This is a genomic window from Alienimonas californiensis (assembly GCF_007743815.1).
Taxonomy (GTDB): Bacteria; Planctomycetota; Planctomycetia; order Planctomycetales; family Planctomycetaceae; genus Alienimonas; species Alienimonas californiensis.
This window is the reverse complement of sequence record NZ_CP036265.1, coordinates 5,079,632-5,095,235: the sequence shown is the minus strand read 5'-3', so window position 1 is coordinate 5,095,235 and position 15,604 is coordinate 5,079,632. Positions and strand designations below refer to the sequence as shown.

At 71.8% G+C, this 15,604-nt stretch carries 11 protein-coding genes; 3 read left to right on the top strand and 8 right to left on the bottom strand.

The features are described from left to right. Positions 1-28 precede the first annotated feature (28 nt). Together CA12_RS20255 and CA12_RS20250 are read left to right on the top strand one after the other, a co-directional pair. The gene (locus CA12_RS20255; RefSeq protein ID WP_145360942.1) at positions 29-934 is read left to right on the top strand and encodes a dihydrodipicolinate synthase family protein; all 906 of its coding nucleotides are present in this window, start codon (positions 29-31) and stop codon (positions 932-934) included. Continuing rightward, the gene (locus CA12_RS20250) at positions 931-1,683 is read left to right on the top strand and encodes a TIGR04283 family arsenosugar biosynthesis glycosyltransferase (protein WP_145360941.1); all 753 of its coding nucleotides are present in this window, start codon (positions 931-933) and stop codon (positions 1,681-1,683) included. Before CA12_RS20255 ends, CA12_RS20250 begins: the two co-directional genes overlap by 4 nt. Before the next feature lie 18 nt (positions 1,684-1,701). Here CA12_RS20250 and CA12_RS20245 read toward each other — a convergent pair whose 3' ends face one another. Continuing rightward, positions 1,702-2,448: an AIM24 family protein gene (locus CA12_RS20245; RefSeq protein WP_145360940.1), complete on the bottom strand. Its 747-nt coding sequence runs from the start codon at positions 2,446-2,448 to the stop codon at positions 1,702-1,704. 156 nt (positions 2,449-2,604) lie between these two features. Between CA12_RS20245 and CA12_RS20240 the strand changes: the two genes are divergently transcribed. After that, positions 2,605-3,279 (top strand): SGNH/GDSL hydrolase family protein, encoded by a 675-nt coding sequence (locus tag CA12_RS20240; RefSeq protein ID WP_145360939.1) that lies wholly within the window; start codon positions 2,605-2,607, stop codon positions 3,277-3,279. 9 nt (positions 3,280-3,288) lie between these two features. On the opposite strand, the gene CA12_RS20235 is transcribed toward CA12_RS20240, so the two are convergent. The 7 genes from CA12_RS20235 to CA12_RS22640 all read right to left on the bottom strand — a co-directional run bounded on the left by CA12_RS20235 (position 3,289) and on the right by CA12_RS22640 (position 15,593). After that, complete coding sequence (locus CA12_RS20235; protein WP_145360938.1) at positions 3,289-5,802, bottom strand: prolyl oligopeptidase family serine peptidase; 2,514 nt, start codon at positions 5,800-5,802, stop codon at positions 3,289-3,291. 58 nt (positions 5,803-5,860) lie between these two features. Next, the gene (locus CA12_RS20230) at positions 5,861-7,807 is read right to left on the bottom strand and encodes a PAS domain-containing protein (RefSeq protein ID WP_165700891.1); all 1,947 of its coding nucleotides are present in this window, start codon (positions 7,805-7,807) and stop codon (positions 5,861-5,863) included. Positions 7,808-8,023: 216 nt separating this feature from the next. Continuing rightward, positions 8,024-10,222, bottom strand: coding sequence for a glycoside hydrolase family 32 protein (locus CA12_RS20225; RefSeq protein ID WP_145360936.1), 2,199 nt, complete (start codon positions 10,220-10,222; stop codon positions 8,024-8,026). A 65-nt stretch (positions 10,223-10,287) separates the two neighbouring features. Continuing rightward, entirely contained in the window at positions 10,288-10,728 is a 441-nt protein-coding gene (locus tag CA12_RS20220; RefSeq protein ID WP_145360935.1) for an HIT family protein, read from the bottom strand. 57 nt (positions 10,729-10,785) lie between these two features. After that, positions 10,786-12,162, bottom strand: coding sequence for a sulfatase-like hydrolase/transferase (locus tag CA12_RS20215; RefSeq protein WP_145360934.1), 1,377 nt, complete (start codon positions 12,160-12,162; stop codon positions 10,786-10,788). A gap of 79 nt (positions 12,163-12,241) precedes the next feature. Next, positions 12,242-13,036 carry a nitrilase-related carbon-nitrogen hydrolase gene (locus tag CA12_RS20210; protein ID WP_145360933.1) on the bottom strand — a complete coding sequence of 265 codons (795 nt, stop codon included), beginning with the start codon at positions 13,034-13,036 and terminating at the stop codon, positions 12,242-12,244. A gap of 37 nt (positions 13,037-13,073) precedes the next feature. Continuing rightward, the gene (locus CA12_RS22640) at positions 13,074-15,593 is read right to left on the bottom strand and encodes a M14 family zinc carboxypeptidase (protein WP_207622053.1); all 2,520 of its coding nucleotides are present in this window, start codon (positions 15,591-15,593) and stop codon (positions 13,074-13,076) included. Positions 15,594-15,604: the final 11 nt, after the last annotated feature.

Below are 15,604 nucleotides of genomic sequence, written 5' to 3'. Positions count from 1 at the left end.
CGTCGTTCCTCATTCGGACTGAGCCCCGGTGTTCCGCGGCATCCTCGTTCCCACGCTCACCCCCCGGTCCGCCGACGGCGGCGTGGACGAAGCGGCCCTGCGCTCGCACGCCAACTGGCTGATCGGGAAGGGCGTGCACGGCCTGTACGCCAACGGCAGCACGGGGGAGGGCCTGCGGCTGACCGCCGAGGAACGTCGCCTCGTGACCCGCGCCACCTGCGAGGCCGCCGCCGGCCGCGTGCCGGTGCTGACCGGCGTGGGCGGGGCGAACCTGAAGGAGACGCTCGCCGAGTGCGAACACGCCGCCGAGTGCGGGGCCGCGGCCGTCGCGGTGACGGCGCCGATCTATTTTCGGCCCTCGCCGGAAGCGATCGAAGAGCATTTTCGACGGCTCGCCGCGGAGAGTCCGGTGGGGGTGTTGGTTTACAACATCCCCTCGTTCGCCGTGACGATCCCGGTCGAGCTGACGGCCCGGTTGGCCAAGGAATGCCCGAATGTCGTCGGGGTGAAGGACAGCAGCGGGGACGTTTCCGCGATGGTGCGGCTGTGCTCGCAGATCCTGCCGGAGCGGCCGGACTTCGCGATCCTGACCGGCTGGGACGCGGCCCTGCTGCCGATGCTCGCCGCCGGCGCCCACGGCGGTACGAATGCTACGGCGAACGCCGCCCCGGAGTTGGTCGTGGAGGTCTACGACCGCGTCGTCGCCGGCGATCTGGAGGGCGCCCGGGCGGCCCAGTGGCGGCTGACGACGCTGTTCGACGCCCAGATCGGCGTCGGCGAGTTCCCCGACGGTTTTCGTCTGGCCGCCGAGGCCCGCGGGGCGCTCCCGCCCGGCGAACCGCGGCTCCCCCAGCCGACCGCCGCCCTCGGCAAGCAGGGCGACCACCGGCGGACGCTGAAGGGGGCTTTGGTCGCGGCGGGTATGGACGCGTGAGTGACGGTCACGTATCGGTCGTCATCCCGACGCTGAACGAAGCGGCCGCGCTGCCCGAGACGCTGGCTCATCTCGGCGCGCTCGATCCGCCGCCGGGGGAGGTGATCGTCGCCGACGGGGGGAGCGGGGACGGTACCGTTTCGATCGCGGAGGCGGCCGGCGCGAGGGTGGTGCGGTCGCCGGCCGGTCGGGCGCGGCAGATGAACGCCGGGGCCGCCGCGGCGACGGGGGAACTGCTCTGCTTCCTGCACGCGGACACCGTGCTGCCGCCGGATTACCTCGCCACAATCGCCGCGGCGCTGGCGGAGCCGGGCACGGCGCTCGTCGGCGGCCGCACGACGCTGACGGGACCGCACGGGCCGAGTCGGCTCACCTCGCTGCATCACCGCCTCAAGACGCACTACGCCCCGCTGATCTACCGGCCGCACCGCTACGCCTTCTCGGGCCTGCGACTGCTGTTCGGCGATCAGGCAATGGCCTGCCGGGCGAGCGACTTTGCCGCCGTCGGCGGGTTCGACGAGTCCCTGCCGGTGATGGAGGACGCCGACCTCTGTCTGCGGATGAACCGCGGTCTGCCGCCGGATCGCGGCCGGATCCGCGAGCTGCCGGCGCCGGTCCAGACCAGCGACCGCCGCGTGCGCGAATGGGGCGTGGTGCGGGCGAACGTCACCTACCTCGCGATCGCCTGGGGCTGGGCCTACGGCGCCCCGGCGGACTGGCTCGGCCGGTTCTACCCGGACGTGCGCTGAGCCGTCGGACGATCCGGCTCACGCCGCCCCGGGGGGCATGGGGCGTTCCTCGAACGGTTGGACGACGACGAAACCGGGGCTGCGGGCGGCGGTGAACTCCATCTGGATGCTCTCGCCGCTGCCGCGGCCGAGCAGGGTTTTGAACTGCACGTCCGTTTTGAACTTCGGTTCGAGGTTTCCGCTCCACGCGATCGTGGCCTGCGGGTCGGTGAAGACCGGCGGGCCGCCCGGTTCGACGCGGAGCGTCAGCGGGTCGTAGTGCGTCGTGATCGCCAGCATGCCGCGTCCTGCGAAGCGGACGTTGAACAGCCCGCCGCCGGCGATCGCGCCCAGCGAGCGCATCAGGTTGATGTCCCAGCCGAGCGTCGGCTCGAAGGCGAGCATGTCGTTGCCGTTGACGAACAGGCTCTCGCCGTCGAGATGCAGCAACGTGACCTTCTTGCCCTGGTCGGCGAGGTACAGCCGGCCGCGGCCGGTGGCCTTCGTCAGCTTCGCCCCCTCGCCGCTGACGGCCTTCTTGAGGAACTTGCCGAGGCCGTGCTCCAGCATGCCCTCGCGCTCGAAGCCGATGCGGCCGGTGTAGGCGACCATCGCCCCGGCCTTGATCCAGACCTCCGTACCGGCGGCGCCGAGGTTCACCTCCAGCAGGCGGTCGCGTTCCATCTCGAAGAAGCCCTCGCCGCGGTCCTGCTGATTCGTGGCGGCGACGAACTCGGCAAGGCTGTGGCGGCGGTCGGTGGCGGAGTCGGACGGGGCGGCGGACATCTGCGGGCCTTTGCGGGGGAGGGGACGGAACGGGAACGCACCGCAAAACGCGGCGGTTCACGCCGCCGGGACGGGGACGTCGTCGCCTGCGGGACGGATCGCCGTCGGCTGTTGCGTTATCCTGACGGCGTTCGCCCCGTTCCAGAAGGCTCCCCGATGCTGCCCGTCCTCGCCCTGCTCCTGCCCGCGTTCGCCCCGCCGGCCGCCGCGCCCGCCACCGTCGACCCCGCGCTGCCGCGGGTGTTGCTGATCGGGGACTCCATTTCAATCGGCTACACCGACCCGGTGCGAAAGGAACTGGCCGGCGAGGCGAACGTGTACCGCATCCCCGGCAACGGCGCCGCGACGAAACACGGCCTCGTCCAACTCGACGATTGGCTGGGCGAGGAGGAGTGGGACGTGATCCACGTCAACTGGGGCCTGCACGATCTGAAATACATGGACGCCGCGGGCAAACTCGTCCCGGTGGAGCAGGGAACCCAACAGGTCCCGCCGGAGGAGTACCGCAAGAACCTCACCCTGCTGTTCGATCGCCTGGAGAAGACCGGGGCCGAGGTGATCTGGGCCACGACGACGCCCGTGCCGCAGGGTTCGCACGGGCGGATCGGCGGGGACGCGGTGAAGTACAACGCCCTCGCCGCGGAGGTCGTGAAGGGCCGTGACGTGCAGGTGAACGACCTGCACGCCGTCGCCTCGGCGGACCTCGCCAAGTGGCAGAAGCCGCGGAACGTGCACTTCACGGACGAGGGCTCCGAGGTTCTGGCGAAGGCCGTCGCCCAAGCCGTCCGCACGGCGCTGAAGGACGCCGCCCAGCCCGCCGCCGCTCGTTGAACGGCGGGGTCAACGCCGGCCGAGCGTCTGCCGGAAGAACTCCGCCCGCAGTCGGCGTGCGTCGTCCCGCTCGCCGACGCCGTGGCCGCCCTCTGGGTAGATCTTCAAGGTGAACTCCTTGCCGGCGGCCTCGAGGGCGGCGGCGGTTTCGAGGGTGCAGGCGGGGTCGACGTTGCGGTCCATCCCCCCGAGCGTCAGCAACAGGTCGCCCTGCAGTCGGGCGGCGTCGCGGACGTTGGAGCTGTCGTCGTAGTGCGGGCCGAGCCGCCCCAGCCACGCCTCGTTCCACCACAACTTGTCGACCCGGTTGTCGTGACAGCCGCAGTCCGCCGCGGCGGCTTTGTAGAGGTCGCCGTGCGACAGCAGCGCCCGCAGGGCGCTCTGCCCGCCGGCCGAACCGCCGTAGATGCCGACGCGCTCCCGATCGAGCGCTGGATACGCCCCGGCGAGAGCGCGGATGAACCGCACGCGGTCGGGGAACCCGGAGTCCGCCAGGTCCCGCCAGCAGACGTCGTGGAACGCTCTGCTCCGCCAGTTCGTGCCCATCCCGTCGCACTGCACGACCGCGAAGCCCAGCGCGGCCAGTTCCCGCACATGCCGGGCGTCGCCCCACGCCTTCGGGGCGAACGCACCGTGGGGGCCCGCGTAGACGTTGTCGAGGATCGGAACCGTGCCGCGCTCCGCGGCGTCCGGGTCGAACCCGGGCGGGAAGGTGACGGTCCCGTGGATGTCCGTCGCGCCGTCGCGGCCTTTCGCGGAGAACCGCACGGGCGGTCGCCAGCCGGTGGCGAGGCGGGCGGCGGCGTCGGCCCGTTCTAGTTCGCAGTGGAGGGCGCCGGTCTCCGCGTCCCGCAGCACGGTCACCGGCGGCAGGTCGACGCGGCTGAACCGATCCAGGAGGTACGCCCCGTCGCTCAGAAACTCCCACTCGTGCGTGCCGTCGCCGGGTTTCGCGTCGTCGGAGGTGAGCGTGACGAACCCGGACCCGTCGAGGTTCGCCCGGCACAGGTGCTCGTAATACGGGTCCTGCCCCGGGACCACGCCGAGGGCGGTGAACCAGACGCGGCCGTCCTCGATCTTCTCCACCCGCCGCACGACCCATTCGCCGGCGGTGACGGCGTTGAGAACCGCGCCCGACTTGGCGTCGATGCGGTACAGGTGGTTCCAGCCGCTGCGTTCGCTGGCCCACAGCAGCGTTTCCGGTTCGCCGTCTGTGACCGGCAGCCAGTGCAGTTCGGTCTTCTGGGAGTAATCGACGAACGTGTCGCTCTGTTCGTCCACCACGACCCGCACGGCGCCGGTCTCCCGGTTTGCGGCGAGGATCTGCAGGAACCGGTGCCCCCGCGGGTTGTGCAGGAAGAACAGCTCCTCGCCGTCCGCCGACCAGCGCCAACGGCCGAGGGAGAACTGGTCCGGCAGCCGCTCCGTCGGCACGTCGACCCGCTCCCCGGTGGCGGCGTCGAAGAAGACCGGCGTGGATTGGTCCCGCAGGTCCCCCGGCTTCGGATAGTCGAGGCGAATCGGCTCGGCGCCGTCGGGCGTCAGCGTGATCTCGCGGACCGGGGCGACGACTGCCCGTTGCACGGCGACCGTCCGGCCGTCCGGGCTCGTGAGGACCGGGCCGCGGTAGAGGATCTTTCGATAGCCCTCCGGCACGGGCTTGGCGTCGGCGTCCGTCAGGCGGCGGCCGGTGGCAGTCAGGAACACGTTTCCGTCCCGCAGGCGAATCGGCGGGGGCGAGGCGCGTTCCGGCGCGGCGGGGGGCGACTCGGGATCGGAGCCCGCCATCGGGCCGTCGATGACGGCCACGCCGTCCTGCTCCGTGCCCACCACCACGGCGAGCGACTCGCCGGCGGCGTCGCGAACCCGCCAGACGTGTCCGGCGTAGGTGTGCTGGCCGCGGCGCTCGCCGGCGGGGATCTGTCCGTAGCCGGTCTCCTGGCCGTCGTTCAGCCAGAACAGGGCGATCGGCCCGGCGGTGCGATTGACGAACGTGACGTTCGTCTCGGAACCGCTGCGGGACGGGCGGGGCCGGTTCAGAAACTCCACGCCGTAGGAGCCCCGCTCCACCGCGTCGCCGGGTTCGTCGATCCGTCGCACCTCGGTCCCGTCGATCTCCCAGCGGGCGCCGCGGGCGCGGAAACGCACCGGGCCGTCCGGGCCGTCGGGGAACGTGACGGAGCGGAAGGGCAGGGCGTCCGGCCGGACCCGTTCCCCCCCGCGGCGGGAGAGGGCGGCGGCGACCGCGGCGTGATCGAAGGCCGGCTCCCGCACCCCGTCGGCGGGCCGCACGAGCAAAAACTCGGCCGTGCCCGGGCCGGTCTCGATCCGATACCAGAAGTCCGGCGTCCCCTCGATTGGTTGCGGCCGGACGCGGTCGCGGAAGACGCCGCCGCCGGTCGTTCCCACCCAGGCCGACGCCGCGTCGAAGTCGGCGAACGGCCGGTCGGCGCCAACGTTCGCCGGGCCGTCCTCCGCCGCTGTCGGAAGGATCAGGGCGAGCAGAAGGAGCGAAGCGGTCATGCCGCCACTATGGCGGCCGCCCCGCCGGGGCCACAACGACGCCCACGACGAGCCCGACCTATCGCTCCACCTTGACGATCACGATCGTGACGTCGTCCGCCTGCGGCTGCGGCTCGCGAAAGCGCCGCCCGGCTTCGTTCAGACGGGCCACGATCTCGGCCGCCGAACGGTCGCGAAGCTCCGCGGCGGTCTGCAGGATGCGCTCCGGTCCGAACTGCTCGCCCTCCGCGTTCATCGTCTCCTCCAGGCCGTCCGTCGGGAACAGCAGGAGATCGCCGGGGGACAGCCGCACCGTGGGCCCGGATTCGACCTCCGGCTCCGGCAGCAGGCCGACGATCGGGGCGGTGCTCTCCAGCCGTACCGGCGGACCGCCGATCGGCAGGTGGTAACCCACATGGCCGGCGGCGGCGTAATCGAACGTGCGGGCCTGCGGGTCCAGCACGCCCAACAGCAGGGTGAGGAACAGCGGGCCGAGGTCCGGGGAAATCTGCCGCTCCATGCGGGTCAGCACCTCCGCCGGGCTGCGGCCGGGGGCCAGGCCGGCGCGGAGGAAGGCCCGGGCCTCGACCATCACCAGCGCCGGGCCCAGTCCGTGACCGCAGACGTCGCCCACCGCGAGGGCTAGGGTGCCGTCGGGTTGGAGGACGAAGTCGTAGTAGTCGCCGCAGGCTTCCTCGGCGGGGAAGACAGCGCCGGCGACGTCCAACCCCGGCACCCGCGGGGGGCCGGAGGGGTAGAGCCGCTTCTGCACCGCCCGGGCCGCGGAGAGTTCCCGGCGGACGCGGTCGCGCTCCCGCTCGCGGGTGAGATCTCGAAAGGTCACCACCGCCCCGACGACCTCCCCGCCGGTCCGCAGCGGGGCGCACTCGTAGGCGGCGGGAAAGCTGTTGCCCAGCGATCGCCAGAGCAGGCAGTCGTCCGACGAGCGCGGCTCCCCGTCTCGCAGCACGGCCAGGATCGGGCAGGTCTCCGGCAGATAGCCGACCCCGTTGGGGCGGGTGTGCCGCACGGCTTCGCCGTGCGGACGGCCCTCCAGATCGGACACTCCGCAGCCCAGCATCGTCGCCGCGGCCCGGTTGGCGAACGTGATCCGCCCGTCCAGATTCAGACCGTAGACCCCCTCGCCGACGGAGTTGAGGATCATCTCCAGCCGGGTGCCCAGTTGGACGGCCTGCGCGACGGCCCGGTTACGCTCGGTCACGTCGGTGGAGATGCCCCCCAGGCCCCAGATGCGCCCGGCGGAGTCCCGCATCGGGAACTTTACGGAGAGGTAGTCCCGGGGGCCGTCGGTGTGCTCGACGGTTTCGTCGAACCGCACCGGGTTGCCGCCCTCCAGCGCCGCGCGGTCGTTCCGGCGGATCTGCTCGGCGATCTCCGGCGGGTGGATCCCCTCCTCGCCGTGGCCGACGACCTGCTCAATCGTCCGGCCGAAGATCTGGAGGAACTGCCGGTTCACCATCAGGTAGCGGCCGGAGGCGTCTTTCAGGTAGATCACCGCGGGGGAGTGATTCAGAAACGTCAGCAGGGTGCGATCCTGCCGACGGGAGACAGCGGCCTCTTCCTGAACGTCGCTCACGTCCTCGATGACGGCGACGGCCAGCGATTCCCCGTCCACCGTCAGCGGGGCGAGCCGCAGGGCGATCGGCAGTTCCTCGCCGTCGCGGCAGAGGGCGGTCAGCCCCGCGGAGGCGGGAAAGGTCCGCGGCCGGGGAGCCTCGAAAAACTGGCTCCAAAACGCCCGATGGCGGGACACGTTTCGATCAGGGATCAACTCCGCGATCGACCGTCCCTCCAACGCGCCGGCGGCCCAGCCGAAGCGGCGTTCGATCTCCCGTGTCGCCAGCCGCACGACGCCCTCCCGATCCGCCACGAGCACGGCGACGGGCGCCTCACGCAGCACGGCGTCCGCCAGCGCGCTCCCGTCCAGCTCCCGTTCCGAGATTGATGCGGAGGCGGAGAACAGCGAGTCGACGGGATCGGCGACGGCTTCGAGTTGATCGTGCACGGTCAAATGGTTCTACGCCCGGGATTCCGTCCCGGGCCTGCTTGTGCCCGACGCCTGGCGCCGCCGGGAGCGATTCCGATCGTAACGCCGTCCGCCGATCGCGCAGTCGCGCATTCGGCGGGGAGGAGAAAAACGGGTCGCCGACTCTCAAAGCGGGAACTTCGGCCCCCTCGGGTCACCTCGCCGATCCGTGGGGGCTGCCCTTGGCCCGCACCCTTACTCCGCGGGCGACCCTGATGCGGCGGGCGGCCAGATCGACTTCAACCCGTACACCCGCAGCGACGCGACCCGATCGCCCGGGGCCACGCGGGAGACGGCGTCTTGGAAGGCGGCGTCCGGGCGGGTGCGGACGACGTACCGGTGGCCGCCGTCGACGTAGATCTCCGCGACCGTGCGATCGGTGAAGATGCGGGCGGAGGTCCCCTCAAAGCTGGCGTCGACGCCGTCGATCGTCAGCGTGTGCCGGCCCCCCTCGGCGAACGTCACCAGCGTTTCCGACGGCGCGGCGGCGGCGGCGGTCAGCAACTCGGCGGCCTGCTCGGCGGAGAGGTCCTCGCCCTCTGCCCGCAGGTCGGTCCGCAGGTTCTCCGCCTCCGCGACCGGCGTGAACCGCAGGCGGGGGCCGTCCGGGGTCGCGTGGAGGGTCAGTTCGTGCGGCAGCGAGAGGCACTGGTTGACCGTCTGGTCCGGGAAGCGGTCCAGGTACAGCGCCGTCCGCAGCCAGCCGATCTGGATGCGGCGGCCGTCCGGGGCGTTGTTGAAGGTCTGGGCGGCGTAGAAAGCCCCGTGCGTGTCCCCGTGCGGGCCGCTGTCGGCGGCGAACGTCTTTCCGTCGAAGTCGCCGAGAAAATACCGGTTGTCGGCGCCGTACAGGACCCACCGCGTTTCCCCGGTCGGTCCGCCGTCGCTCAGGACGGGCAGTTCGAACAGTTCCGGGCACTCGAACACGCTGCGGCGGTTCGGGTGGGTGAAGGCGCCCGTGCGTTCCCAAGTTCGCAGGTCCGCGGAGCGGTAGAAGGCGATCTGGGCCGTCCGCAGGTCGGCCTCGCGGGCTGCCGACGCCGGGGACTGCGGCACGGCCCGGGTCTCGGCGGTTTCTTCTTGCTGGTAGACGGCCATGACCCAATGCTCCGTCGGCTCATGCCGGAAGATTTTCGGGTCGCGGCCGGTGTGCTTCACGACCGGGTTCTCCGGCAACTCCGTAAACGTCAGGCCGTCGGCGCTGTGGGCCAGGCACTCGCCACGGCCGGTACTGGTGAAGGCCACGAACAGCCGCCCCGCGCCCAGCCCCGCGGAGTTCTTCGCGTCCACGAACCCGCCGCCGGAGAACATCGCGTCGTCGGGCCCGTTCTGGAACAGGGCGATCGGCCGTTCGGTCCAGGCGGTCAGGTCCGGGCTCGTGTAGTGCCCCCAGTGCATGTTGCCCCATTCGATCCCGAACGGGTTGTACTGGTAGAAGACGTGCCACAGCCCGTCGTGATAGACGAGGCCGTTCGGGTCGTTGTTCCACCCCCGCCGCGGGGCGAGGTGGAAGGCGTTGCGGTAGGGCCGGGTCCAGTCGGCCGGCCCCAGCGCCCGGCTCTCCGGGCCGACGGCGATCGCCTCGAACGCGGCGGCCACGTGCGGGTTCACCGGCTCGCCCGCCGTCTTCAGCGTGAGCGTCCGGCCGGCGACATCGAAATGGTTCAGCGGGTAGGCGGCGGTCCAGTTCGGTTCGCCGTCGAGCGGCAGGGAGACGTTGAAGGTCTGCACGGCCCGATCCCCGTCGAACAGCCCCAGCCGCACGGTCTCCCCGCCGGCGCCGGGGTTGGCGATCGGCACGAGCAGGTGCGAACCGTCCACGACGAGCGGGCGCTCCAGCGTCACCGGCGGCGGGGGGACGTCCGCGGCCGCGTCCGAGTGCACGATCTGATCGACGTTGATGTGCCCCCAGCCGCCGCGGCGGGCGTCGACGATCTCGATGCGGGCGGTGCGGCCGGCGAACTCGCTCACGTCCCACGTCCGCGGCAGGAGTCGCTCGCGGCCCCCGGGCCGGAGGTTCGGGCCGACGGCGGTTCGCACGACCTTGCCGTCGATCCGCAGGTTCACGCAGGTCTCGCCCTCGTACCCGCCGCCGCCGACCAGCAGGTTCAGGTGGTCCCGCGAGACTTCAAACGGCGGGGAGGTCAGCGTGCCGACCGCCCCGTCGCCGCCGTGAAAGCTGTTGACGAGCCGCTGGCCCTCAAAACCGTCGACCTGCATCTGCCCCGGCAGCGTCCCCGCGGCGGGGCCGTCGCCGAAGGCCTCGCCGGTCGTCGTCCACTCGCCGTAGTCGGCGGCTTCGAAGTCGGCCACCACGACGTCCGGCCGCTCCGCGGCGGCCGCCACGGCGAAGGTCAGGGCGAATAGAACGGCCGCGGGCGGGAACGAAGACATCGGCACTTTCGAATGGAGGCGGTCGTAGTCTGCCGCCGGCCGCCGAGCGTTGCGACCGACCGCGCTCAGGACGGCGGATCAACCAGTTCGGCTCGCAACCGGTCCCGCAGAGCGCCGTGCTCGGCCTCGGCGAAGGGCGGGGCGACGTTCCATTCGTAGTGCCAGACCGCCTTGAGCCGCAGGTCGTCCGGTTCGTCGGCGTAGCGGGGGAAGACGTGGGCGTGCAGCTCCGGGGCGACGTTGCCGAGAATGCCGTAGTTCACCCGCACGCAGCCGGTGACGGCCAGCACGGCGTCGCCGACGCGGGCCATGTCCGCCAGGTACGCCGCCCGCCGGTCGCCCCTCAGATCGTTCAACGTGCCGACCACCGGGTCCGCCAACAGCACGCAGTAGCCCGGCAACACCTGCGGATCGCCCAGCACCACCCACCCGCTCTCCAATCGGCATACGGCCCGCGGCAGCTCGCCGGCGTTCGCGGCGGAGACGAAATCGGCGATGACGCCCACGGGCGGCTTTCAGCGGGGGTAAGGAACGGTGAGAGAACGTCCGCCGCGACGGAGCGTTCACGGGCCGTCGAATGTCTCCACGGCCTTCAGTGCGGCGGCGAGGCGGTCGCGCTCTGCCTGCAACTCCGGCGAGAGCGGCTCGCTCAACGGCGGGGCCGGCTTCGACCCCGGCGGTACGACGGGGCGGAACTGCCCCCGCTCGTTCAGCATGTGCGTGCGGGACCGCACCTGCCGCTGGGCCTTGTCCTGAATGTGCACCCAGTCCCGGTCCGGCCGCTCCGGCATCCCGGGAACGCCCAGCCGGTCGGCGAAGCTCACGCCGTTGATCGGGTTGCGGGGCGTCGGCAGGTCGCACAAGTCCGCGAGCGTCGGCAGCACGTCGCTGAACTCGACCAGCCCGTCGTCGACCCCGGCCGGGATCGTCCCCGGCCAGGAGATGATCAGCGGCACGTGCGTGCCGGCGTCCGTCAGCGTGCCCTTGCCGCCGTTGACCGTCACCGTCCGCGGGCCGTGGGGCCCGTCGATCCTTCGTTCCGAAATAATCCCCTGCTGGCAGCCGTTGTCGCCGAGGAACACGACGACCGTGTTCTCCAGCGCCCCCGTCCGTTCCAGATGGTCCAGCGTCCGCCCGACGAGGCGGTCCATGTAGGCGACCATGTCCGGGAAATACTTCATGTCGCCGTGGTCGCTGGAGGCGAGCGATGCGGTTCGCTTCAGCGGGTCCTCGGAACCCGGCGTGGGCTCCCAGGGGAAATGGGGCAGCAGCATCGCGTAGTAGATGAAGAACGGCTGGCCCGCGGCCTGGGCCCGGTCGATCTGTCCGCGGACGAAGGCGTTGTACCCGTCCGGCCCGTACCCGCCGGGGACCGACCAGCCGCCCCGCGTGCCGTCCGGCCGGTCGCCCCAAAACGAGGGCTCCGCGTACCGCGATGTGCGGGCGCCGTCGATCTGGATGGGCCAGAACTGGGAGCGTTCGAAGCCCAGCCCCGCCGGGGTGTCCCGCTCCGTGAGGAAGGACAACTGCCACTTGCCCGCCGCCGCCGTGGCGTAACCGGCGTCCCGGAACAGGTTTCCGACCGACTGCTCCCGGGCCGGATCGAGGAATTCACGGTGGTTCTTCGGGTCGTAGATTACCCGCCGGATGCCGTTGTGCAGCGGCTCGCGGCCGGTCAGCAGTTCGGCCCGCGAGGGGGAGCAGAGGGGGTTGGAAAAGCAAAACTCGAACCGCCGCCCGCCCGCGGCCAGCCGGTCCAGGTTCGGCGTCTCGTAGGAGACGCCGCCGTAGCAGCCCAGCGCCTCCACTCCCAAATCGTCGGCGAGGATCAGCAACACGTTCGGCCGCTCGGCCGGAGAGGCTCCGTCGGGGACGGCGCCGGCGTCGTCGGCGGGACCCGCGGCGAGTACGGCGGCGGACAGGAGCAGGGAGGCGAACATGCGGCGAGCGCGGCGAGAGGGAGCGAACCCCCATCCTCCCACGGTCCCCGTCTGCCCCGCCACCGTCGCCCGGCCTCCCTCAGTGTCCCGCGTACAGCTCCGGCCGGCGGGCGGGCAGGGCGGGGAGCAACTGGCGGAATGCGTCGACCGCGGCGAAGTCCAGGTCGGCGATCAGCAGTTCCTCCTCGTCCGGGCCGGCCTCGACGAGAAGCTCGCCCGTCGGCGCCACCACCCGGCTGCGGCCGGCCATCGTCAGCGGCCCGCCCGAGTTTTGGGGGTCGGTCCCGCAGCGGTTCACGCCGATGAAAAACGCTTGATTCTCCACCGCCCGAGCCCGGGTCAGCAGGTCCCAGTGCTGCCACCGCACGTTCGGCCAGGCGGAGCAGTTCACCAGTGCCGTCGCCCCCCGGTCGGCCAGCACGCGGTACAGCTCCGGGAACCGCAGATCGTAGCAGATCGACAATCCCCACCGCCGCCCGGCGAACTCCGCGACGACGTGCTCCGTGCCGGGCTTGAACGTGCCCGGTTCCCACGCCCCGGCGCCGTCGAACAGAAACAGTTTTCGATACCCCGCCACCGGCTCCCCGGCCGCGTCGACGACCGTGAGGCTGTTGTGCAGCGTCTCGCCGGCCTGTTCCGCCCAGCCGCAGACGACGGCGATCCCGTGTTCCCCCGCGGCGTTCCGCACCGCCTCCGCCTCCGCCCCGGCCCCGGCCGTCGCGGCGTCCGCCGCGTAGCCCGTGGTCGCCAACTCCGGCAGGAAGAGGACCTCGCACCGGGCTGCCTGCGCCTCGGCCGCAAACTGGGCGATCTTGGCCGCGTTCGCCGCCGCGTCGCCGACGACGCAGTCCATCTGGGCGAGGGCGATACGCATGAGATCAGGACCGGAAGGGGGTGCGGAGAGCGGCGGCTCAGGGGCGGGCGGGACGCTCGCGGAGGTACGCCGCCGCGGCCGCCGCGAGGTCGGCGCCGACGGCACGATAGCCGACCGTCGTGCTGCCCGGCGTGTTCCACGCGGTCTCTAGGCAGAGGCTGACCGTGTGCGGGTTGCCGTGCAGGTTCACCCAGGTGGCGCTCATCTGGCGCCACAGCGGGTGGTAATCCGGGCCGGTCGCCTTCGTCTTGCCGCTGGCGGGGATGGCCGCCCCGGGCCGCTGCAAGCGGGCGTAGGTCCGTTCGACGAACTGATCCCGCAGGTCGACGGCCGGGGCCTGAAGATATTCCGCGGGCAGGACGTAGAAGAACGTCTGGTCGCCCGGCCCCGGATTGTGTAGGTCGAGAAAGACGTCCATCCGCTCCTCGCGGATCAGGCCGGCGATCTTGCGGCGGGCGGCGATGACCTCCTTCCAGCGGGCGTTGTCCGACCAGTCGCGGTTATGGTCGTGGGGCAGGGCGTTCTTGCCGCCGTTGCCGGTGGCGACGTTGTCCACGTCCATCACCGGGACGAGGAACACCTCCGCGTGCCGACGCAGCCACGCGGCGTCCGCGTCGTCGCTCAGCAGCCATTCGCCGAAGCCCTGGGCGACCCAACTCGACCCGCTTTCCCAGGCGTGCTGCCGGGCCTGCACCCAGACGCCGAACCGCCGTTCGTTCGGCAAATCGCCCTCGCGGACGTGCAGCATCGGCACCGCCCGCCCCTCGCCGGACTGGCACAGTTCCGTCGCCGTCGCGTGCGGCGACCGCTCGCCCATCGCCCGCACCCAGTTCGCGGCGTCCGTCGGCGTGTACGGCGGCCCCCAGGCGACCTGCACCGAGTCCCCCTCCGGAGTGACGGAGTAGATCATCCACTCGCCCTCCCGCCGACCGGCCTCCGTGTGCCGCCAGATTGCGCCGTCGTCGGAATAGGTCGCCCGGGTCGGCATGGCCCACGAGGCCGCCAGCGGCTTCGCGGTCCCGACGACGGCGTCCGAACCCCGCAGTCGTAGCGTGATCGGTTCGCCCGGCGTCAGACCCGCCAGGCGGAAGGACCACCAGCAGGGCCAGCCGCGGGTCGGGTCGCCGCCCGGCGTGAAATCGACCCGCCGGGCCTCCTCGTCGATCGCCAACACCCGCACTGAGGCCCCTTCGAAGTCCGCGTCGACCACCATCGGCCCGCCCGCCGCGTCCCGGTCGTCGCCGCCCACCGGCCCGGGGGCGGCCCGCAGGATTCCGGTGCGGCGGGCCTTCCAATAGGCGGCGAGGTGGTACACCACGCCGCAACTGGAGGTGCGGTCGTAGTCGGTCTTGAGAATCAACGTCCGCAGCCGGGCCTGTTGTGCGTCGGGAAGCGTCGCCCGGTCCGTCATCAGCGGGATCAGGGCTGCTTCCCCGGCCTCCCGGGTGACGTGCCAGACGTCGCGGTACGGCCCCCATTGCGGCACGTCGTAACCGCCCTGCACGATCCACTCGTCGACCGTCCGCCAGTCCGGGCCGAGCATCGCCCGCTCCGCCGCGCTTTTGCCGAACAGCCGGTCGAAGGCGTGTTTCCCGCGGGACTCGGCCATCCCGGCGACGTGCCGCAGGACGGCGTCGATCTCCGACTTCAACGCCGGGTCCGGCTCCAGTTCGCCGAGCAGTTCGAGAGAACATTGCATCTGCAGCAGGGCGTAGACCGGCGTGTGCTCCGCCGGCTCCCGCGACTGCCGGACGGCCTCGGCGACGTATTGCCGCCAGAGCGTGCGGTATTTCTCCTCGCCGGTGGCGTCCCAGGCGGCGGCGTAGATCATCGGCAGGCGGGCGGCCTCGTGGGCCTGGACCTCCCACATCCGGCAGATGCCCAGCGGGCAGCGCTGCCCGTCGGCCCGGCCGAAGTCGTAGCCGTTCTCCGGCGTGGCGAACGCGATCATCCGGTCCGCCGCCGCCGCCAGCAGCGGGCGGATCTGAGCTTTCGTTTCGTCGTCCGCCAGCGGGCTGCGAAGGTACTGCCACAGCCCGTGCACGCCGTGGGTGTACTGGTCGCGGGAGGAGTTGAGGTAGACGCTCTCCCCGTCCTCCCGGCAGACGTTCCGGGCGAAGAACCCCGGCACGCCGTGCACCGTCGCGCAGCGCCGAACGCCGCGGAAGACGGTCGCCGCCGGTTCGCGGAGGTCGTCGTCCCCGGTGACCGCGTGCCGGTCCACGATCGCGCTGAGCAGCGCCCCGCCGAGGATCATCCCGTCCTCCATCCCGGTCCCGTATCCGCAGGGGTTCGGAAACTGCCGCCGCACCTCCGCCGCGGTGGGCAGGTGGGCCAACTCCCGCCCCGGTTCGTAGCTGCTGAGGTAGTCGGCGAAGGTCTCGGTCTCCTCAATGAAGAAGCGGTCCCAGACGACCGCCCACGCCCGTTCGGCCTGAGCCTCCAGCGCCGGGTCCGGCGGCGTCTCCGGGGCCGGCCCGGCGTCCGCCGGCTCGGGCGACGCCAGCCAGAGCGGCGCCGTGAGGGCCAGCACGACGGCGGCTCGACGAACGAACATGGGCGCACGGG

Excerpts from the sequence above, each read along its gene's own strand:
- CA12_RS20245 (WP_145360940.1), bottom strand. The coding sequence starts at position 2,448 with ATGTCCGCCGCCCCGTCCGACTCCGCCACCGACCGCCGCCACAGCCTT.
- CA12_RS20240 (WP_145360939.1), top strand. The coding sequence starts at position 2,605 with ATGCTGCCCGTCCTCGCCCTGCTCCTGCCCGCGTTCGCCCCGCCGGCC.
- CA12_RS20235 (WP_145360938.1), bottom strand. The coding sequence starts at position 5,802 with ATGACCGCTTCGCTCCTTCTGCTCGCCCTGATCCTTCCGACAGCGGCG.
- CA12_RS20225 (WP_145360936.1), bottom strand. The coding sequence starts at position 10,222 with ATGTCTTCGTTCCCGCCCGCGGCCGTTCTATTCGCCCTGACCTTCGCC.
- CA12_RS20215 (WP_145360934.1), bottom strand. The coding sequence starts at position 12,162 with ATGTTCGCCTCCCTGCTCCTGTCCGCCGCCGTACTCGCCGCGGGTCCC.
- CA12_RS20210 (WP_145360933.1), bottom strand. The coding sequence starts at position 13,036 with ATGCGTATCGCCCTCGCCCAGATGGACTGCGTCGTCGGCGACGCGGCG.
- CA12_RS22640 (WP_207622053.1), bottom strand. The coding sequence starts at position 15,593 with ATGTTCGTTCGTCGAGCCGCCGTCGTGCTGGCCCTCACGGCGCCGCTC.